Genomic DNA, 19,088 nt, shown 5'->3' with positions numbered 1-19,088 from the left:
TTTTCTTAAGAAAAAACATATTAATTAAAAAGAAAGTTTTTAAGCGGCTCCAACAGGCACTTAGCGGTGAGAGCATGAAGGGTTACTTGAAGGTAGCCATGCTGGCATCCTTGCTGGCGGTGGCCCTGGCGGCCCCCATGGCGGCGGCGCACATCATATTTGTCTACAAGGAGCAGGTTAACTTCAACGCGGTAACGCCGGTGCTCTTCAAGCCCGGCCCCGAGGCAGCAGCCGTCCAGCTGAGCTTATATAATGTGACGGGCAAGACGGGCCAGAGCGGGGCTTTCATACAGCTTACCATACCAGTGACTAACGCGACCTACGAGTACGTGTATCAGGCCCTTGAGCTCTACGTCAACAACGCCTTCGGGCAAGGCACCCCGGAGCTCTCGGTGGCCTCTTGCAGCTACACGGGCTCAGCCACTTTGACCAGCGTGACGCTCGTGGTCTATCCAACCACCGACAGCAGCCCCGGCCAGGGGCAGAACATAACTATAACACCGTCGACTTCAGCCTGCACGGCCTCTGGCACTGCGACGTTGACCCAGGGCACAACGTATTACGTTGACTTCAAGGTGCTCCCTACCATACCAGTGCCGTATGGCAGCAGCGGCACCCTAACCCTGTACCTTGAGGTCGAGAACGTAACGTCGTCGTGACGTCTCACGGCCCCTTTTACGTTCGCGCTGCCCTGCTTACTAGAAGGAGGCCTTAAAGGGCGGCAGGGGGCAGCCTTGGGCAACGATGAGGTCAACTACGCTTACGCCGCCGTTGTAATAGTGGTCTCGGTCCTAGGCGCGCTTGTAGTGCTGAGGTACCTGGGACCCCTTGGCCGCCCCCTGCCCGAGCCCCCGTTTAACGTCAGCCTGGTTAACGTCAGCGGCGTAGGCGACAGGCTTTACGTTAACATAACGATAAGCGACTGCCGCGTGAGGCCCCTCGGGGGCTCAGTGGAGGTCTACCTGGGCGACAGGGTGGTGGGCTACAGCACCTTTAACGCGACTTGCGGAATCAACACTGTCTCGCTGCCCCTCCAGCCCCAGCTGGTGGGCTCTGAGGCCAGGTTCGCTGTCAACGTGTCCCTGGGCGACAGGGGCTACGTGATCTCATACTTCGAGAGGCTGGTCACGGCGGTCATGTCGCTGAGGCCCGTTAACGTAACCTTCGAGGACGGCGAGCCGCTCCTGTTCCTGAGCTACGTCTCGCCGTTCCCCGTTATGATCTCCGCGGGTCAGGTCACCTACATAAACTACAACCTGTCCGCCCTGGCGCTCTCAGGGTGCGTGACCCCCAGGGCACTGGCGCCGGCCGGCCAGGGGACCGTCAAGCTTCAGCTGCTGAACTGCAGCTATGAGGATCTTAGCGCGCTGAGGCCAGGGGACGTCTACCAGATCAGGGCCCTGGCCAACGTCACCTACATCTCACCTTACGGCAACGTGACGCAGGAGGTGGGCCTCCTTGGCTACCAGGGCTAGGATCTTGGCCGCGGCCGCCGCGTCCCTGATAATAGCCTCCCTCGGCGCCTTGGCCGCCCTGCCGGCGGTGGTCGCAGACGCGAGGTACTACTACATAGGAGTTGGCCTGGTCTCAAGGGTAGTCACGCCCACCTACTCCAAGGTAACAGTCTACCCTCCCATGGCCGTCCCCGAGGTGCTCCTGGGGGCCTCAGCAGTTTACATAGCGTTTAACAGGAGGGCCAGGGCGGCCTACCTCGCGCTCGCGGCCCTATCCTATTACTTCACCGCAGCCCTGGAGGTGGCCGAGGGCCTCAGGGGGCTCGGGGGCCTCACCATAAACTACGGCCCCTCGTCAGCCCTCGTGGTGCCCGGCGCCTCGGTCAGCCTCAACTACGCCTCCGTGGCCCTGCTCACGGCTTCAGCGGGGGCCGCCTTGGCTGCCTCGGCCTGGGGCGAGGTCAGGAAGATTGTTGAGGCCGCTGAGGCCCTGGCGAGGAGGAGGTTCGGCGTCGGCCTTGAGGAGCTCAGGAGGAGGAGCCCGGGGCTCGCCAGGGCGGTTGAGCTCTACTCAAGGTACTCGCCGGGCTACGGCGAGGCCAGGTCGCACATATATGACGAGGGGGAGCCGGTAAGGGAGGTCGCCGACAGGGAGGCCAGGAGGATCTTCGGGGTAGGCATAGATGAGCTGGAGAGGACGAAGCCGTGGGCAGCCAGGGAGATAATGAGGAGGGCCAGGTACATAAGGAGGCGCAGGGCTTGAGGAGGGCAGCCCCGCTGCTGCTAGCATTTGCAGTGCTCGCCGCCCTGGCGGTGGCGGAGGCGGACCTTATCATAGTTTACAGGGCAGCTGTAAGCCTGGAGCCCGTGGCAAGCCCTGTAGTTTATAAGGCCTCGGCGCCCGCGTGCGGGTTTGCTCCCAACCTCTCCGTGCTCTACTACGGCGCTGTTCAGGGCTCAAGCGGCTACGCCTTCACGCTCCTGGTCCCAGCCCAGCGGGGCTATGAGTACAAGCTGCAGTGGCCCATATCAGTGTTCACGGCGGCGGAGAACGGCACCGCGACGATATCCCTTGGAGGGGGCTCGACTACCATCAGCGTTCGGAGGGGGGACACCTACCTGTTGTACCTGCTCTCCGGCGCCCCGCTGTCGAGCGTTAGCCTCTCCGGCAGCCTTGCCTTCAGCCCCTCCTCGGCCCTGGGGCTCAGCTTCGTCTACGGCCTGAGGACGGCGGTCCACCAGCCGCCCCAGGGGGCGGCGCTGAGCTTCGTTGACGGCCAGTCGCTCCAGACCACTATGTACTACCAGGGCGACTATGACGGCACGCCAAGCGGCGGGTGGCCCTACGACCTAGGCCCCTCGGCGGCCGAGGCCTACTACTGGGACCTGTGGTACGCGGGCTCGGCCGCCCAGCCAGTAATGGACATGACTGGCTACCTGCAGGAGTACTACGGCAATCTTCAGTACGCCCCCTCGGCCGGGGCGGTCCTCTGGAGCTACAGCTATGCAGGAGGGCATAACCTGACGATCGCCGCAGTGGTAACCTACAGCAGCCCAAGCCTGGCCCTGGGCCACGGGGTCTACTTCTACCTCTTCCTGGCGCCGCAGGGCAAGGCGGCCAACCAGTCAATACCATACGTTTCCTCGGAGAGCCTGAGCCAGCCCCCTTCGCCAGTCATGGGCGACGTCATGTACCCGGCCTCCAATGGCTCCTACCTGGTGGTCCAGTTCGACCCGGCCTGGTACTACAACCTCTCGTTGGCCACGGGCCCGGGCATCGGGGGCAGCAGCGGCCCCTGGAACGCCTGGGTGGTGAGCGTCACCGTCGCCGGCAAGGGGAAGAAAGCTGGGCTCACAGCAAACTTTGAGCCAAGCCCGAGCCCTAACCTTGGCCCTCCGTGGAGCGGATGGGACGGCGTCGGCTCCTGGAGCCCGACCCCCTGGGTCCCAGGGCCAGGCGACTACGTCCTCGTGTGCGTCACCTACGACCCGTCCAACGGCTACATATACGGCAGGGCCGTGGACCTGAACTACCCCTTCTACAACTCCACCTTCAGCGAGTACGTGGGCAGCTACTTCAGCCCGCCGGCGGCTGGAGCCTACTACGTCGGCGTCGGCTCAGGCACGGGCTACCTCTACGCGGCGGACTGGGGCCTCGTGTGGGCCTGGGCGGGGCCTTAGAAGCCTTTTCGGGCCCCCGTGGATATATTGAAATACTCTAGTCGGCCTGATACCCTGGGAGGACCCCTTGAAGCAGCTCATTGCCATTCCTGAAAGGTGCACGGGCTGCGGGAGGTGTGAGCTCGCCTGCAGCTTTGAGCACTTCAAGGTCTTCGACCCGGAGCTCTCCGCTATCCACGTGCTGAGGCTCGAGAGGGAGCCCCTGGACGCCCCCCTATTCTGCATACAGTGCGGCCTCTGCGCCGTGGACGGAGTGTGCCCGCACAACGCCATCTACAGGGACCCCAACACGTTCTCGGTGGCGATAGACAGGGCAAGGTGCGACGGCTGCGAGAGGTGCGTGGAGGTCTGCCCCTACGGAGTGATAACGATTGACCACCTCGAGAAGAAGGCCGTGAAGTGCGACCTCTGCGGCGGCGACCCGCAGTGCGTCAAGGCGTGCCCTGAGAACGCCCTGGCATACGTTGACGTCAACGAGGCCGCCTACTACAAGAGGTACTTCTTCGCCAAGCTGCAGGAGAAGTTCATGGTTCCCATAGTCCCCTACCCGGCCAGGGGCTCGACGAGCTGAGGGCCTGTGGCTGGACTTACCGCGCCAGGGCCCACTCCCTGGTAGCTGTTTAGGTCGTCCGCCCGTAAACTGCAGGACCAGCAACGCGAACCCTAACGCTCGGCGGCCACATCATGGCTTGCTTGACCAAGGCTCGCAGGCCTATCTCTGGACGGGCGGGGCGGATACCTTCAGCGCCGCCAGCCGCGAGGTGATAAGGTGAGGGCGGTGAGCTGCAGGCCTGTGGGCAGTCCTGTAAGCCTTCATCCTTCAGGGCGGGGAGGGTGTCAGGACAGTTTTGCATCACTCCTACGATGCAAGCACAGTTATGATCATGCGCTCTGCTAATCAACGTGACATTTTTAAGCATTGAAGTTACAAAATAGTTAACTGGCGATATAAGTGACAGGAGATGTGTTGCACGACAAGCAGTTCTGGGAGGGCCTCGTAGTACATGCGGTCTCAACGCTGTTTGAGGAGTTCATAACAATGTCCGCTACAAGCGCCCTTGCACACGAGGGCGTTACCAATAAGAACGTCACGTTCATCGTTAAGGAGGCCACGAGGCTAGTCTCCGCATGGATGTTCTACGTTCTCTTCAACTACCTCAAGAAGCCAGCGTGGGCCGCGATGACCGCAGGCACTATAATTGCCATATCCATATACGACCTGCTGAACTACTTCCTCGAGAAGGACGTCAGCTAGCCGCGTCAGCTGCTCTTGCCGCCGCTAACGCAGTTGGCATGAAGATGGCTAGGATAAGGTCGGCAGAGGCGCAGGCGCCCCCAGCGGCCTCCCCGTGGTCACCTCTACAGCCAGTACCGATGCCAGTAGTCCAGCAGGAGGCCCGTTAAGAAAAAGGGCAACTGTGAGTGCGACAAACATGCCATCTGTCAGCGCGGCTAACGTCCCAAGCGTTAACGTTGCTAATACTCCCAGTGCTAATGTTTCCAATAAACCTAACGTTATAACTAACCTATCCGGTTACTTCTACCACGCCCTCAGCTTTGCTGCGCAAGCTTCGGCACCGCTATAATCACTCTTGTGGGCTCTGGCACAGCTGCCTACATAACTGGCACCCTGTCCGGGGTCAGCAGCGCCTGGGCCGTGAACGGCGGCAACGCTCTGTCTTCTGGGGTCATCTATGAGTTCCAGCTTCACATGCTTAACGGCGACGTGATGTCAAGCGTGTCCAACGCCGCGTTTATTAGCTAATAATTATAATTATTTATAAACAATTGCGCGGATACTGGGTGAGGTAACAAAAGGTTGGCAGGCCTCGCCCTGGAAGAGGCGGGAGGAAGTCAGATCCTAAGGCTGTGAGTAGTCTCGCTCCCGCCCTGCCGTTGGAACGCCCTCCTGATAAGGACGTCAGCGGGCCTGTAAAGGTCGCCCTCCCTCGTGAGGAACGAGGCGTCCACGAGGTTCCTGATGAGCAGTGTGACCTGCTTGTCGTCGACCCTAGCCCCCTCCCTGGCCTCAAGGGCCCTCTTCACGTCGCTCCACGTGCAGCCCTCCCTGCAGGCCTCCATGATAGTGTAGTACCTCTCCCTTGCAGCCTCCCTGCCAACGAGGAAGCCCCTGAACTCCTGCCTGACCAGCTCGACGCCCGTTGATATGGTTTTGTTGAGGGCCTCCCTGTGGTCCCTGAGCTGCATGTAGTAGAAGCCGTAGTACGTCAGCCACCCGGGGATCCCTCCGAGGCTGTCGTAGGCCTCCTCGACCTCGGCCTCGGGGACCTTCATGCCGACCTCCTCAAACCCCCTCCTCAGGAACTCGAGCGAGAGCCCCCTGCTGAAGGGGCCCACGTTGATCTCCGTCACGGCCCTGCCGTAGAGCGGCGACCCAGGGTCGTTAAGCCTAAGGAACCTGTACACCATGCCAACCTCGCTCCCGGTGAATATGAACCTGACCCTCAGGTTGTCGTATGCGTAGGCTATGGGGTACAGCAGGTCGTAGCCCTTCAGCCTCCTCAGCTCCTGCGACTCGTCAAACACCACGACTGGCCTCCTCCCCTCTTCCTCAGCTACCTCCGAGAGCCTCTCAAGGACGTCGCTTATCTCCGCCCTGTCCCCTGGGCCCCAGGAGAGCCTGACCTCGACGCCCGCCAGCCTGACACCCCTCAGCCCCCTGAAGGCCTGCCTGAGCCTCTCGGGCCACGAGTTGATGGCCCCCTCAAGCTCCTGCACCAGGTCCCTGTAGGTTATGTACGCCCTCCCCTCGAACTTCCTCATGTCAAGGTAGACCCACAGGGCGTCCTCCTGTCTCATCAGCACCTTAACAATGGACGACTTGCCGCTCCTCCTGAGGCCGAGGAGGAGCGTCACCGGGTAGTTGATCCCTGACCTGAGCGCCTTCAGCTCCTCCTCCCTGTCAAAGAGGTCCCTGGGGTCCTCCTTCGGCCTGGGGTCGAATAGCAGGGTACCTCCCCAGTAACTGGGTACCTCCCCAGCCAATAAGGGCCGCGCGGCCGAGGCCCAGCCCGTGAGGCGGGATGCCATGAAGGGGCCTCCGACGGCCAACGGGGCCTGCCGCCCCGCCGCGGGGCCCGGAGATGAACGTTCAGCAGGGCTGATTACTTATGGGTTTCAAGTAAACCCCGGTGGGGCCAGTGAGGTGGACCGTGGCGGCCGCCATCATAATAGTAGTCGCGGTGGCGGCCTCCCTGGCAGCCTACCTCTACAGGCCAGCGAGGCAGGTCACCATAACCGTGGTGACTTACAACGACGTGGCCCCCGTAGTTGAGATGGCGGCAGAGGAGTTCGAGGCCCAGCACCCTGGCGTCAAGGTCAGGGTGGTCTCGTACCCGTGGGACACCTACGTGGAGCAGGAGATCACGGTGCTCAAGGCCGGGAGCCTGGAGTACGACGTAGTAACCTTCACCCCCACCTCCTCCCAACTCATAGCCCCCTACCTGGTCCCCCTGAACACGAGCTACTTCAACTGGAGCGACATAATAGCTGACCAGGAGGACTTCGGAGGGCTCTACTACAACGCCTCCTCGGGCAGGGCAGAGGTCATAGGGATAGCGTTCCAGACCTGGGTTGAGCTGTTAGCCTACAACGCCACGCTTTTCAACAACGCCACCCTGCAACACGAGTTCCAGGAGGAGTACGGCTTCAGCCTCAACCCCTGGACCTGGGGCAACTGGAGCCAGGTTGTAGACGCAGACAAGTTCTTCGTGAGCCACAACATAACAAAGTACGGCTTCCTGGTGGAGGACGAGCCGAAGCACGAGCTTATAGACACGTTCCCGGCTATCTTCGAGTGGTACTACATGCACAACCAGAGCCTCAACTGCGGCAACCCGGCCGGCCTCCCGGGCTACGGCACAATGTTCATGGGGTGCGTGCCCAGCTGGTGGGGCCACGGCTTCCCGCCGCCCGCGTTCAACAGCACTGCAGGCGTTGAGGCCCTAGAGACCCTCAGGGAGCTGGTCAGCTACGAGCCCCCGCCGTCGCAGCTTGCCATAGGCTACAGCGCCCTGGTCAGCATACTCTCCCAGGGGAGCTCGGCTGGGGCAATAGCGTGGGCCAACGACATAATGGGCATGAACTCCAGCGTCGCCTCCCAGCTCCTGATGGCCCCCCTGCCGGGGGGCTACGGCGAGCCCGGGTCCACGTTCCTGGGAATAAGCAGGTACTCGCAGCACAAGCAGCTCGCCCTTGAGTTCCTGCAGTTCATAGTGAGCCCACAGTTCCAGGTCAGGGCCTTCTACGCCCAGGGCTCGCTGCCCATATCAAGGGAGGCCTACCTGCAGGTCATGAACAACGCCTCCCTGCCGGCCTATGAGAGGGAGTGGCTCAGGGCCATACTTGTCGCTAACGAGAACGCCACTGCCACGCCGCCAACCCTCCCCCAGACCTACCCCGTGCTCATACCCTCCTTCAACGGGCCCGTGTTCGAGTGGCTGTCGTCGCCGACATCATCTCCTATGCAGGTGCTCCAGCAGGCCGCCAGGGCGTGGGTGGAGGCGCTGGGCGGCGGAGGCTGACTTAGCGGCGCGCCGGCCGGTGCGACGAGCATAACAGTTAAGCCTGAAGGCCGCTAGGCAAAGTCTCCCCCTGACTCTTTTTCCTCACCGGCCCGTCCCTGTCGGTCACGCCCTTGATGTCTGCGGCCCTCTCACTGGGGCTCCAGCTTTGCGGTCTGCCCGCTACCTTGAGGATGTCCCTTAGCGAGCCCAGGTCGCACATTGCAAGCTCGCCCAGGGGCTGCCGCCTTAGGCCTTCCTGAACCTTGAGCACACGAAGCCCTCAGCCCCGCTGTACTCCCTCGGCTCCTCCTCCCTTGGCTCGTCGAGGGGGCCGTAGGTCAGGGTCGCGAAGTGTCCCTCTGGCCTTAGCCCGGCCGAGACCGCCATGGACTCCACCTCGTCGACGTCGTAGAACTTAGCAATGGAGTAGAACGGGTGCCCGGCCCTGCCGAGGCCGATGTAGTGCTGCCCCCAGGGCGAGCTCCTGGCAACAATGCAGCTCACCAGGACGCCTCCCCTAACGAGGGCCCTCGAGGCCTCAGCCATCGCGGCCGCCGGGTCGCTGAGGAAGCAGAGCGTCACAACGAAGATCACAGCGCTGACCGAGGAGTCCCTCAGCGGCAGCGCCTCGGCCCTGCCCTGGACGCTCTGCACCCCCCTCCTCAGGGCGAGCCTGGCCATGTTTACGCTCGGCTCCACGCCGAGGCAGCCAAGCCTTGAGGCGAAGAAGCCCGTGCCCGAGCCTACCTCGACGCACGGCCTCCCGGCCCCCTCGACGGCCTTCATAAGAGCCTTCACCTCGTTCTCCGCGGTCACGGCGTTCCTGGAGAACCAGGAGTCGTACCTTGAGTGCAGCCTCTCGAAGGGCTCCCAGCCCAAGCGGCCACCCGGACTGCTGCGCCCGCTTAACGTAAAATTACTGAGCCCCGCCCGTGCCGCCCTCGCTCATAGGCGGGTTCAACTCAACCGTGGTGAGCGTGGCGAGCTCCTTGCGCCGCCGGAGGGCAACGTCAGCGGCGCAATACACTGGCTAGAGGCCCACGGCTGGAGGTTTGTCAACGGCCAGCTCTACGCCCCCAACGGGACTGACGTGTCGGACATACAGATGACCATAATTGAGCCCTCCGGCGAGGCCGACTACGACGAGTCAGCCGTGCTCATAGCCGACGAGCTGAAGGCCATCGGCCTTAACGTGGTGCCCGAGACGCTGCCCTTCAGCACCTGGTTCTCGGACCTGCTCAGCGGGGACTACTGGATGGCGAGGTTCTGGGGCATGGGGGCAGTGCCCGTGGCGGCCCAGCAGTTCCTGGCCAGGCTCTCGCCCAAGACTACAAATGAGTCTGCAATGGGCTTCGGGGGCTTCATGTGGATAAACCTCTCCCAGTACCCCTTCATGGAGTACATCAACGAGGCCATGCAGTACTGACTCGTCAACGAGACGCTCTACGAGAAGTACATAAACGACGTGGGCATGCTCTGGGTTGAGACTCTGCCCTCCATATCGCTGCTCTACCCGTACTCGCCCTACGAGTACATTAACGAGACGATAACTGGGTTCCCGAGCCAGGGCCACGACTACTGGGCGTCCTACTGGCTCATAGGGTGGCCCGCGGCGCTCCTGTGCCTGCACCTGGTGAACCAGAGCGTGCCGGAGCCCTGGTGGTACTACTACAGCGCATACTCGATGAGCCAGGTGCCTGAGCAGTGGGTCACGAGCAACGACCCGTACGTGACGACGGTCACTACGACAACGCCCGTGACCACCACGAGCACTACAACTACGACCACCACCGCGGTGACCTCGGTTACGACGTCTACCGTAACGGTGACGTCAACAAGCACCAGCACGTTCACAACAACTGTGTACAGGTACGTTACCTCAGCCGGCGACATAGCAGCCGCCGTGGTCGTGACGGCCGTGGTGGTGGCCCTGGCGGTGTGGGCCGTGAGGAGGAAGTAGTGCGCGTCGCGCTTCCTTACCTAGCTTCTTTTTTTAAACCTGTGTGGGGGCCCAGCAGACTTCCCTCCCTTTCTTTCTTTTTCTCTTCTTCCCTCCCTTTTACTCTCTCACTTCTTATTATTGTCCGCCGGCCAGCCACCTGGCTTTCCAGTACAGCTCCCTTAGCCTGTCAGGCGCCTTTGACATGAGGGAGTCCGCCACCATCACAAGGTAGTTCCTTGCGCTCACCGAGCCCAGCCTCCTCAGGGCCTGGGCCTGCCGGAGCCTGCGATACAGCGTGACCGTGAGCCTCTGGCCGGCGGCCCAGGAGGGCATGGAGGCGATCTCAACGGCCCTGAAGGCCTCAAGGTGCTCTACGTACCTCTCGCACGGGGTGCCGGCCAGGTACGACTTGACTAGGTGGGCGTCGAGGGCCCAGGCGTAGTATGACCTTGCCAGGGCCCTCAGCGAGCTTGCCATGTCGCCCGACCTTGAGGAGTACGAGTGCGACGTGGTGGCCCCCGTGTGGACCCTCCAGTAGGTCAGCGGCCTGCCCATGAGCAGGAGGAGGCCCCTGCCGCGGCGGAGCGCAGAGGCCAGCGCGGCGAGGTCGGGCGACGAACGGACATACCTCAGGGGACCGCCCTCAAGGACATGCCTCCTGGCCGCTATTGAGCTGTTGTTGTGGAAGCCCCCGGGGTTAACTAGGGCCGCGTAGCAGGCGACCTCCGTGGGGGGCAGCGGGATCACCACGTCATGACTGAGGCCCTGAAGGGGTCCCAGGCTGGAGCCGCCCTCGTCAATGACCTCCTGGCCGTTGTGAAGGTATATGAGCCCTGGGAGGTCAGCGAATGCCTTGTAAACCACCGAGAGCCTCTCAGGGAAGTACATGTCGTCGTCCTCAAGGAAAGTCACCACGTCCCCCCTGGCCTCCTCGAGGCCAATCGCTATCTTGCCCCCGAGGGGCACTACGTCAGTGATTATGTTCTTCCAGCCGTTCCTGAGAATTATCTCGTCGCTCTCTTTGTCATCAAAGTTCTTGACAACTATTACCTCGAACCTGTCCCTGGGGAGGGTCTGGGCCTCGAGGCTTCGCAGCGCGTAGGGCAGGTACTGCTTTCTGTTATGCGCTGTCACTATGACGGAAATCAGCTCTCCTGAGCTCAAGCTGCAGACCGGGTATGGCTATCTTGGACGCCTTTTTAGGTTGATGAGGTAAGCCGGCTTAGGGTAAAAGCCCTGCAATGGGGCCACCACGTCAAACCGTGGAGAACCCTTATACTTCTGTTGTGCGATAGTTAGCATTGGGCGCCGCGGCAATTGAGGATAGTGCAAGTCTCGCCGTTCTACTCGCCTGTCGTGGGCGGCGTGGAGGAGGTAGTGAGGAGAATAGCTGAGTACATGGCCTCAAGGGGCCACGAGGTCCACGTAGTAACGTATAACAGGCTCAGGTCGGACGGCCTCGGCTCGCTGCCAAGGGAGGAGGTAATCAACGGGGTCCACGTGATAAGGCTGAGGCCAAGGTTTACCTGGAGCCACGGCTCGTACAGCCCTGAGCTTCCTGACGTAATAAGGTCCCTGAGGCCCGACGTAGTTCACGTGCACGTATGGAGGCACCCCCACGTCTTCCAGGTGGCTAGGCTCAAGGGAGAGCTCGGTTTCACTGCTGTGCTTCACGGCCACTCCCCCTTTCACACGCTAAGCCAGCTGGGCCTCGTCACCTGGCTTTACCACAGGCTGGCTGACGCCTTCGGCAGGGGCGCCCTGGCTGCGTATGATGCGTATATCGCGCTGACCTCCTATGAGTCCAGGGTAGTTCAGGGGCTTGGCCTGGACGAGGGGAAGATTCATGTCATACCAAACGGGATCGACGAGGACAGGTGCAGCGCCGACTTAGACTCGAGGAGCGGCTCCGCGGTGCTATACCTTGGGAGGGTGAGCAAGTCCAAGAACTTGGGGCTCCTGGCCAAGTCTATGGAGTACGTCAGGGGCAAGGCAAAGGAGGTGAAGCTGGTCATCGCGGGCCCGGACGAGGGCCTGGTTAATGAAGTTATCAGCTACGTCAGGTCCCACGGAGTTAAGGCAGAGTACCTTGGAGCCGTCAGCGAGGGCGAGAAGCACAGGCTCTACTCTGCAAGCGACGTCTACGCCTTCCCGTCTACCTTTGAGCCCTTCGGGATAACGCTCCTGGAGGCTGAGGCTCATGGCACGCCGCCAGTCATAACTGGGCAGGGAGGGCAGGTGGAGGTTGCCCCTCCAGGCGTCGTAGGCCTGTGGGCTAGGCCTAAGCCAAGGGACTTCGGCGAGGCCATAGCTGAGCTGCTTACCAATGAGAGCCTAAGGAGGAAGCTAGCCTATCAGGCCAGGCAGTGGTCCCAGAGGTTCACGTGGGGCAGGCTGCTCCCCAAGTATGAGGAACTTTACGGAAAGCTTACGGCATAGTATTGCTTCTCTCATATTTCAAGTATATTTCAAGCTCCTCAACCTAGCCAGATCAAATCGAATTTTCCATTTACGTTACACGCCGTAAACTCATAATAAACCTTGCATCTAAAAGTAATTAAAAGGTAAAGGGGACAAGGTAGTATAGTGCAAGGCGCTAAGGTATTGATGGGCCTTGGCTACTACGAAGGGGCTTAGTCACTGTGGTGAACTCCCTGGCCGAGTACCTTCCAAAGCATGGGGTTGAGTTCATCAGGTCCTTTGGCTGAGACATCATGGCCATGGAGTACGCCTCGCTTTACAGAGAGGCTGTGGGCGAAAGGAACTAAGAGGGCCCCAGCGACCAGCATTAGGGGAGCTGGCAGCGGGTTGAGGATAGTTCACGTGGTTCACAGCTACTGGCCCGCAGCAGGCGGGATTGAGAACGTCGTGAGGGCCTTAGCTGAAGGCATGGCCTCGAGGGGCCACGAGGTCCACGTTGTAACGGCAGCTTACGGGGGCAGGCCCAGGGAGGAGGTCGTTAATGGGGTTCACGTGCACAGGGCCAAGTCTATTAGGCTTGGCTTCCCTGACCTGACGTACCCCCTCTATGTGCCCAGGGAGCTGCTCAGGTCAGCTGACATAGTTCACGGGCACAGCCAGAACAGCCTCTTCACGGTAAAAATCCTGGAGGAGGCGAAGGGCCTCGGCGCTAAGACAGCGCTGCACTTCATGGCGGTTGACTCCCTGGGGGACCACCCAAACCCCCTGGTGAGGCTCATAGGCCCGCTTTACGGCAGGAGGAACGTCAGGGTCGCCCTTAAGGCCAGTGACCTCAGGCTGGTCAAGAGCCACAGGGACGCTGAGTTGCTAAGGGCAAGGTATGGGGTTGAAACGGTTTACGTGCCAGACGGCGTCGACGAGAGGCTCCTGACAATGCCCAACATGGCTGAGAAGTTCAGGGAGAGGTTCGGGGTTCACGACCCGTTCGTGGTCTACGTGGGGAGGCTGCACAGGCTCAAGGGCGTGGACGTGCTCATAAGGGCCATGACTGTTGTAAAGAGGGAGTCACCAGAGCTCAAGGCAGTGGTCGTGGGGCCGGGGGACCAGGGGCCTTACCTGGCGCTCGCCGAGAGGCTCGGGGTCAGGGACAGGGTGCTCTTCACCGGCTACGTTGACGAGGAGGCAAAGGTTGGGGCCATAGACGCGTCCCTGGCCCTCGCGCTGCCGAGCGTCAGCGACTACGCCGAGGCCTTCTCCCTGGCAATAACTGAGGCCTGGGCCAGGGGCAAACCAGTCATAGCGTCCGCGGTCGGCGAGGTGCCATACAGGGTCAAGAACATGGTCAACGGCCTCCTGGTCCCCCCTAGGGACCCACGGGCCTTGGCTGAGGCCATACTTTTATTAGCACGCGACCCCTCGCTGGGGGGGAAGCTAGGAGCAGAAGGGAGTAAATCGGTATTGTCATGGAGCGAAGTTATAGACCATCTATTGCGTATATATCAAGCTTGAATGTTAATATAAGATTAGGATCTGCATCGTTTAGATTAAATGTCAATGGCGCTATTTTGTAAGGGATTGCATGAATGCCTGAACGCTATATGGCGTAGTAAATCTTCCTAGTAACGCCTCCTGCAAGATCATATAGCGATCTCCTTAAGGGCGTGATGGGCATATAGCCTCCGATCCATAATAAGAGCGACCCAAACGTTAATATGATCGAGCTCATCGCAGCCCTAGCTTTGTTTTCATCATGTAACTGCTTAAGCTTTATGGCGCATCTGAGGTAACCATATAGCTCCTTCAACGATGTCGGGAACTCGTTATAGACGTAACGCAGCTCTTTAAGAGGTATAGCGTAAAGGTGAAGTTTACTACCTACGGCAAACAGTCTATACCTGTTACACCTGCAACTCTTTGGGTAAAGGTTCCCTATAAGTTGATTGCCATTAATATAAAAGATTTGATAGAGAGCCTCCCTGTATAAGGCTTCTAAGCGTTTACTACGTTCCTTCCATGCATTGCTGAAAGACGATGTATTTTTTTGATGAAGCCTATAGTAGGTTAGTTGTCCCATATATATAGCAAGTAGGCCCTCAGAGTTCCTAGCTACCGAGCCTATAAAGAAGTCAAGAGCTAGTTTAAGTGATCTTAGGTTCTCCTTGTAATCCTCTAGCACGGCTTTTCCGATAGCCATAGAGCTGCTGTTAAAATCGTGAAGCCCGATCACCCTAATAAGGGAGGGCTCTTCAAAAAGGCATAGGCCAAGTCTTTGGTTGACTTTTAGAAGAGCTCTAGACTTTACTAAATAAAGCCTTTCTGTAGCCGAGGATTTCAGTTGAGTATATAGGATGTTCCCTTGTTCATCAATAGGTTTTTGTGAGTTGTAGAAATAGACAACGTCAGTAACAGATTTAAAAGTAGTGTAGACCTTCTCGAGCCTGTCCTCCCTGTACATGTCGTCGTCATCCAGGAAGGTTATTATGTCGCCCTTTGCCTCCTCGAGGCCCGCTAATAGGAACCTGCCCTGGTACTGCTCGTCGCTGTAGACTTCCTTCCAGCCGTTCCTGCGAATTATGCTGTCGCTAACTGGATCCTCGAAGTTCTTGACCACAATTACCTCGAACCTGTCCCTGGGGAGGGTCTGCGCCTCGAGGCTTCGCAGCGCGTGGGGAAGGTACTGTTTCCTGTTGTAGGCGGTGACAATAACGGAGATCAGGCCTTTTGAGCTCAATCTGTAGACCGAGTATTGGCCTTCTAGGCACGTTTTAAATTTATTGAGGCAGCGGTTCTTAAGTTTCTTGCAATAGCGATTATCGAGATGTTGTAGTAGAACCCTTGTAGTTCCGCGTAAGCTAACAGAAGGACGCTGCCTTGAGGAGGCGGAACTCACAGTCAACGCCTCCTAGTTCCCCTAAGAACCCGAGAGCCTTGGCTGCTGCCATAATCACGATATATAATGACAGCGGCCTGGCTTACAAGCTAGGCCTTAAAGGAAGGGACGGAGTATATACGTGGAATCAGGTCACTGATAAACTACTGTCACTATACGCTGCCGGCAAGGCTTAGGTGTCTCGCACGCTAGCGACCAAGTTAGCCCTTATTGATAATTTCGTGGAGCAGGGACTCGTACTCCTTAGCCACAGTCATGTAATCATACCGCTTAGCCCAATTGACCCCTGCCTCACTAAGCCTCCACCAGAGGTCCTCGTCGTTAATGAGTCTCGCCAGGGCCTCCGCAAATGCCTCAGGCCTCAGCTCTGGGACCCTTAGCCCGTTGACGCCATCCATAACTACTTCTTCAGGGACGGCCTCGGAGACGATGGGAGGCGTTCCGCTTGCCATGGCCTCAACTGCTACGTAAGAAAAGGTCTCATAGCTAGACGGCAGCAACAGGGCCTTTGACCTCGAAAGCATGTCAGCCTTGACTTCCTCACTGGCATTGTCAAGAGGCAGGACCCACTCGGGCACTTCACCTAAGAAGTTTTTTACAGAATTTGAGGCGCCGGGGCCTATTACCGCCAGCCTTAAGTTATAGCCCCTGTCCCTCATCATTTTAACCGCGTGAATGCTTATGTCGACGTTCTTCTCACCCCTGGTTCCTATATGGACAACCAGCGGCTCCCTGTCACCTCTTGGCCTAAAGGGCTTCAGGTCAACTGGGTTGTAGATTACCCTGCCACACCTGACGCCAGCTGATAACGCCTCTGAGCTGGACTTTTTGGAGACGCACACTACAACATCATAGGATTTGTAAAGCCTCCTATAAAGCCACCTCGCGACCCTGGAGCGAAGCCTTGTCACATTATGAAGCACAGCCACCCTTGGCCTGAAGGTTAAGGGGGCGACGCCGCTAATTATAATGGCGTCGGCGTCCCACTCCCTGAGGACCCTACTCCCCCTGAGGAGCCAGTCAATGGACACGCGCGGCTCCGGGTGAGAGCTTACGTGGCCTCGTATGGTCAAGACGTCAATAGACTCTATACCATAAACTCCCTTAAGGTAGTCGTTAAAGTCGCTGTAGCCATTTGGCGCGTCCAGCAGGCCCCAGCTCATCAGCGCGACCCTGTGGCCAAGGAGGGCCAGGCCCTTAGCCAGGGTCGCCGTGAACCTTGTGACGCCATCCATGTGAGTCAGTGAATCCCTCCTAGCAACCACTATCCTCACGGACTCCTGACCCCGCCCTTTGCACATAGCGTTAACAAGAAATTAAGGTTTACCTCATCAGGGCCAGGAACCCCACCGGGGCATCTATCACAATGCTGTTATTGTATTCTGCGAGAAGGACGTTGGAGTAAAGCTTTAGATAATCGCTGCAGGAGGAGTACGCGGAGTAAACAGAGTAAGGCTGATAATAGAACCCCATGTAGCCAGGCGTGAACCAGCTCTCGCTGAGGGTCTCGTTGCACCACTCTTCCGCTGGTATAGGTGGCAGCCAGTAGGCTATTATTGTGTTGGGCGCCAGTTCACCGGGCACCGCCACAGTGAAGTTAGAAGTCAACGCTGGTTCTCCGTTACTTGTAACTATCCACCAAATCCCCAGGTCCCACCCAACTTCGGGGAATGCTACAGCTGGGTACCCAGCGAAGGAAGCGTAAAGGCATAAAGGCGTTAAGACAATGACTGGGGCTAAAGCCACTGCAACGGCGGCCCTCCTGTGTGATTTAACTTCAACTAGGGACGCAAGTATTACCGCGAGGACGCCTATGAACATCAGAGGCACCCTGTCAGCCCAGCCAACAGCGCCAAGGCCTAAAGTCAAGGCTGCCCCGACAAGTCCCGAAAGCCCCAGAGCCCCCATGAGGGCCCTGTGCTCGGGCCTCCTGAGGCTCAGCGCTACCGCTATTGCAAAGGGTATGAGAAGCTCGGCGATGTAGGCCGCAGCCTTAACTTCAACTGCGACGTGATATGAGGGCATGGCCCTCACAGTGGCCTGGTATATTAGCTGAGGGGCGCGGGAGGTGAGCCTCCTCAAGGTGCTTATAGTCAGGCTCCAGTAGTAGTGAATTCCCTGCTGAACAAAGCCGTAAGAGTCGTAGACGCCCATTATTAGGTAGGCCGCCGTTACCGTCAGCAGCGCCTTAGCTGTAAACGTCCTTGAGTTCGACTTGCCTGGGAACATTAAGTAGAGGAGCCCGCCCCCGAAAAAGGCCACCCCTGCTAGGGCCGCTATGAGCTCGTGAGTATAGACCGCCGCGAGAGTCGCCACGAGGAGCATAGCTAGGGACCTTCTGTCCCTTTCCCTTAAGGCTAACACGAAGGTGGCCGCCGCTATGGTAAAAGTCACCGTTCCATAGTGATCCGACACGGACTCTGGAATGTCGGACCACAGAACTATGGAAAGAGGTATCGCTACCGCTGCGGCTCTCCTGCTGAGGCCCAGCGACCTCGCTAATAGGTAGGTCGCGGGAGCCATGAGAAGCGACATGAGCTCCGGAACCCACTTAATCACGAAGTAGAACGGCGGGTCCTTAAACCAGGTGGGGTGGCCCCAGAGGACAAGTATCGCCTCAGCTAGAGTGAACCAGAGGGACCTGTTGAGCCACATGAAGTCAGGCCATGGAGTTAGGTGGCCGTACTCCGCTATATACATGGCACGGAACATGTGATTAAAGGAGTCCTCGAAGTCAGTTATGTAATACCTATCTGCAAGGTCAGGGACCAGGAACCTGACGCTAACGACAGTTAGGGCAGACATCACTATAATGAGGGCAGTCCACCTGCTGCTGAAACTCTCGCTGAGGGCCGCGTAAAATGCCATCATCAGCGACAGAAGCGTTATAAGCGTTCCAATAACGCCTAAGGCAGTCGCGTGTGAAAGGGGTCCATAGACGTCGCTGACCCCAAACACCTCATTGCCCACCTCCTCGAAAATGACGACATAATATATAATGAGGGCAAGAAGGACAGCTATTGCAAGCGTAATTAATGATGTGCGGCCCTGTCTAGTCACTGCCGAGGCCTCGCTTCACTATCTTAGGCACATTAAAAATGGTTTATGGGATCACGACTTCTTGTCAAGTTCTACTGCCCTATTTGGATAAGGCTTTTCCTTCGCGTAACAGTATATATAATATATGATATGAAACAGAAATTTTAACATGATTTGATGAAACGTGTCATGCCAAAGAGCAAACTCTATCAACCTCAGTTTCCTCTGGCACAGTGCTAGGCTTGCTCAAAAGAGGTTTCTGCATATAAAGGGCCTACAGGAACATAGGCTATATTCTTGCATAGCTATGTTATCAGTGTAGGACTGAAAACTTGATAATAACCCTGGTTGACGACACAGACCTCTCCGTGCCTGGGAAGGGGCAGCAGGTCAGGACCTACGAGCTGTACTCGAGGGTCGCCAGGAAAGCTGAGGTCAGACTCGTGACGCAGGGGGCCAGCCACCCCGAGAGGCTCGCCTGGGCCTCAGAGCTCAGGGTCGTCAGGCCGCTCCCAGGTAGGGCTGCCGCCTGGGTCGGAGGCATAAGCTCGCTGGCCCGCAATAACGGAGGCTACCAGAGGCTCTGAGTTCATAATTGCTGAGCACGTATACGGCATTAACAGGTGGGCGTCCCT

General features: G+C 58.7%; 20 protein-coding genes. 13 read left to right on the top strand and 7 right to left on the bottom strand.

What is annotated here, in order from left to right; genetic code table 11:
- Positions 1-74 precede the first annotated feature (74 nt).
- The 7 genes from ASAC_RS03510 (at position 75) to ASAC_RS07850 (ending at position 5,400) form a co-directional block, all read left to right on the top strand.
- Complete coding sequence (locus ASAC_RS03510) at positions 75-659, top strand: hypothetical protein (protein WP_013266615.1); 585 nt, start codon at positions 75-77, stop codon at positions 657-659.
- Positions 660-734: 75 nt separating this feature from the next.
- On the top strand, positions 735-1,475 hold the full coding sequence (locus ASAC_RS03505; protein ID WP_013266614.1) for a hypothetical protein: 741 nt from the start codon (positions 735-737) through the stop codon (positions 1,473-1,475).
- Complete coding sequence (locus tag ASAC_RS03500) at positions 1,459-2,217, top strand: hypothetical protein (protein WP_048812785.1); 759 nt, start codon at positions 1,459-1,461, stop codon at positions 2,215-2,217. The genes ASAC_RS03505 and ASAC_RS03500 overlap by 17 nt, the downstream gene beginning before the upstream one ends.
- Positions 2,214-3,635: a hypothetical protein gene (locus tag ASAC_RS03495; RefSeq protein WP_013266612.1), complete on the top strand. Its 1,422-nt coding sequence runs from the start codon at positions 2,214-2,216 to the stop codon at positions 3,633-3,635. The genes ASAC_RS03500 and ASAC_RS03495 overlap by 4 nt, the downstream gene beginning before the upstream one ends.
- 67 nt (positions 3,636-3,702) lie before the next feature.
- Complete coding sequence (locus ASAC_RS03490; RefSeq protein ID WP_013266611.1) at positions 3,703-4,206, top strand: 4Fe-4S dicluster domain-containing protein; 504 nt, start codon at positions 3,703-3,705, stop codon at positions 4,204-4,206.
- Between the two features lie 381 nt (positions 4,207-4,587).
- Positions 4,588-4,890 carry a hypothetical protein gene (locus ASAC_RS03485; protein ID WP_148217128.1) on the top strand — a complete coding sequence of 101 codons (303 nt, stop codon included), beginning with the start codon at positions 4,588-4,590 and terminating at the stop codon, positions 4,888-4,890.
- A gap of 339 nt (positions 4,891-5,229) precedes the next feature.
- Entirely contained in the window at positions 5,230-5,400 is a 171-nt protein-coding gene (locus ASAC_RS07850; RefSeq protein ID WP_013266609.1) for a hypothetical protein, read from the top strand.
- An 89-nt stretch (positions 5,401-5,489) separates the two neighbouring features.
- On the opposite strand, the gene ASAC_RS03480 is transcribed toward ASAC_RS07850, so the two are convergent.
- Positions 5,490-6,641 carry an AAA family ATPase gene (locus ASAC_RS03480; protein WP_202965464.1) on the bottom strand — a complete coding sequence of 384 codons (1,152 nt, stop codon included), beginning with the start codon at positions 6,639-6,641 and terminating at the stop codon, positions 5,490-5,492.
- Positions 6,642-6,796: 155 nt separating this feature from the next.
- Between ASAC_RS03480 and ASAC_RS03475 the strand changes: the two genes are divergently transcribed.
- A complete protein-coding gene (locus ASAC_RS03475; RefSeq protein WP_048812972.1) occupies positions 6,797-8,179 on the top strand; it encodes an extracellular solute-binding protein in 1,383 nt (460 codons plus the stop codon).
- Between the two features lie 228 nt (positions 8,180-8,407).
- On the opposite strand, the gene ASAC_RS03465 is transcribed toward ASAC_RS03475, so the two are convergent.
- Entirely contained in the window at positions 8,408-8,947 is a 540-nt protein-coding gene (locus ASAC_RS03465; protein WP_148217127.1) for a class I SAM-dependent methyltransferase, read from the bottom strand.
- Between ASAC_RS03465 and ASAC_RS07780 the strand changes: the two genes are divergently transcribed.
- Together ASAC_RS07780 and ASAC_RS03455 are read left to right on the top strand one after the other, a co-directional pair.
- Complete coding sequence (locus tag ASAC_RS07780; RefSeq protein ID WP_158303786.1) at positions 8,895-9,587, top strand: ABC transporter substrate-binding protein; 693 nt, start codon at positions 8,895-8,897, stop codon at positions 9,585-9,587. The genes ASAC_RS03465 and ASAC_RS07780 overlap by 53 nt on opposite strands.
- Positions 9,588-9,626: 39 nt before the next feature.
- The gene (locus tag ASAC_RS03455; protein ID WP_013266603.1) at positions 9,627-10,121 is read left to right on the top strand and encodes a hypothetical protein; all 495 of its coding nucleotides are present in this window, start codon (positions 9,627-9,629) and stop codon (positions 10,119-10,121) included.
- A 117-nt stretch (positions 10,122-10,238) separates the two neighbouring features.
- Here ASAC_RS03455 and ASAC_RS03450 read toward each other — a convergent pair whose 3' ends face one another.
- The gene (locus ASAC_RS03450; RefSeq protein WP_013266602.1) at positions 10,239-11,267 is read right to left on the bottom strand and encodes a glycosyltransferase family A protein; all 1,029 of its coding nucleotides are present in this window, start codon (positions 11,265-11,267) and stop codon (positions 10,239-10,241) included.
- A gap of 162 nt (positions 11,268-11,429) precedes the next feature.
- On the opposite strand from ASAC_RS03450, the gene ASAC_RS03445 reads away from it, so the two are divergent.
- Positions 11,430-12,542 carry a glycosyltransferase family 4 protein gene (locus ASAC_RS03445; protein WP_238523643.1) on the top strand — a complete coding sequence of 371 codons (1,113 nt, stop codon included), beginning with the start codon at positions 11,430-11,432 and terminating at the stop codon, positions 12,540-12,542.
- 157 nt (positions 12,543-12,699) lie between these two features.
- On the opposite strand, the gene ASAC_RS07970 is transcribed toward ASAC_RS03445, so the two are convergent.
- On the bottom strand, positions 12,700-12,825 hold the full coding sequence (locus ASAC_RS07970) for a hypothetical protein (RefSeq protein WP_013266600.1): 126 nt from the start codon (positions 12,823-12,825) through the stop codon (positions 12,700-12,702).
- Between the two features lie 86 nt (positions 12,826-12,911).
- Here ASAC_RS07970 and ASAC_RS03440 point away from each other — a divergent pair, with 86 nt between their 5' ends.
- Entirely contained in the window at positions 12,912-14,033 is a 1,122-nt protein-coding gene (locus tag ASAC_RS03440) for a glycosyltransferase family 4 protein (RefSeq protein ID WP_013266599.1), read from the top strand.
- 85 nt (positions 14,034-14,118) lie between these two features.
- Here the strand turns inward: ASAC_RS03440 and ASAC_RS03435 are convergent, their stop codons facing one another.
- The 3 genes from ASAC_RS03435 to ASAC_RS03425 all read right to left on the bottom strand — a co-directional run bounded on the left by ASAC_RS03435 (position 14,119) and on the right by ASAC_RS03425 (position 18,474).
- A complete protein-coding gene (locus ASAC_RS03435; RefSeq protein ID WP_013266598.1) occupies positions 14,119-15,255 on the bottom strand; it encodes a glycosyltransferase family 2 protein in 1,137 nt (378 codons plus the stop codon).
- Positions 15,256-15,614: 359 nt separating this feature from the next.
- The gene (locus tag ASAC_RS03430; protein ID WP_013266596.1) at positions 15,615-16,688 is read right to left on the bottom strand and encodes a glycosyltransferase family 4 protein; all 1,074 of its coding nucleotides are present in this window, start codon (positions 16,686-16,688) and stop codon (positions 15,615-15,617) included.
- A gap of 49 nt (positions 16,689-16,737) precedes the next feature.
- Entirely contained in the window at positions 16,738-18,474 is a 1,737-nt protein-coding gene (locus ASAC_RS03425) for a hypothetical protein (protein ID WP_013266595.1), read from the bottom strand.
- A gap of 311 nt (positions 18,475-18,785) precedes the next feature.
- Between ASAC_RS03425 and ASAC_RS03420 the strand changes: the two genes are divergently transcribed.
- Positions 18,786-19,040 carry a hypothetical protein gene (locus tag ASAC_RS03420; protein ID WP_013266594.1) on the top strand — a complete coding sequence of 85 codons (255 nt, stop codon included), beginning with the start codon at positions 18,786-18,788 and terminating at the stop codon, positions 19,038-19,040.
- The last annotated feature ends 48 nt before the right edge of the window (positions 19,041-19,088 follow it).

Source organism: Acidilobus saccharovorans 345-15 (assembly GCF_000144915.1).
Lineage (GTDB): Archaea > Thermoproteota > Thermoprotei_A > Sulfolobales > Acidilobaceae > Acidilobus > Acidilobus saccharovorans.
The sequence above is the reverse complement of the archived record's forward strand: the minus strand, read 5'-3'. Positions and strand labels throughout refer to the sequence as shown.

Coding starts and splice junctions, on each gene's coding strand:
- ASAC_RS07970 (WP_013266600.1), bottom strand. CDS start 12,825: ATGGCCATGATGTCTCAGCCAAAGGACCTGATGAACTCAACCCCATGC.
- ASAC_RS03510 (WP_013266615.1), top strand. CDS start 75: ATGAAGGGTTACTTGAAGGTAGCCATGCTGGCATCCTTGCTGGCGGTG.
- ASAC_RS03465 (WP_148217127.1), bottom strand. CDS start 8,947: ATGAAGGCCGTCGAGGGGGCCGGGAGGCCGTGCGTCGAGGTAGGCTCG.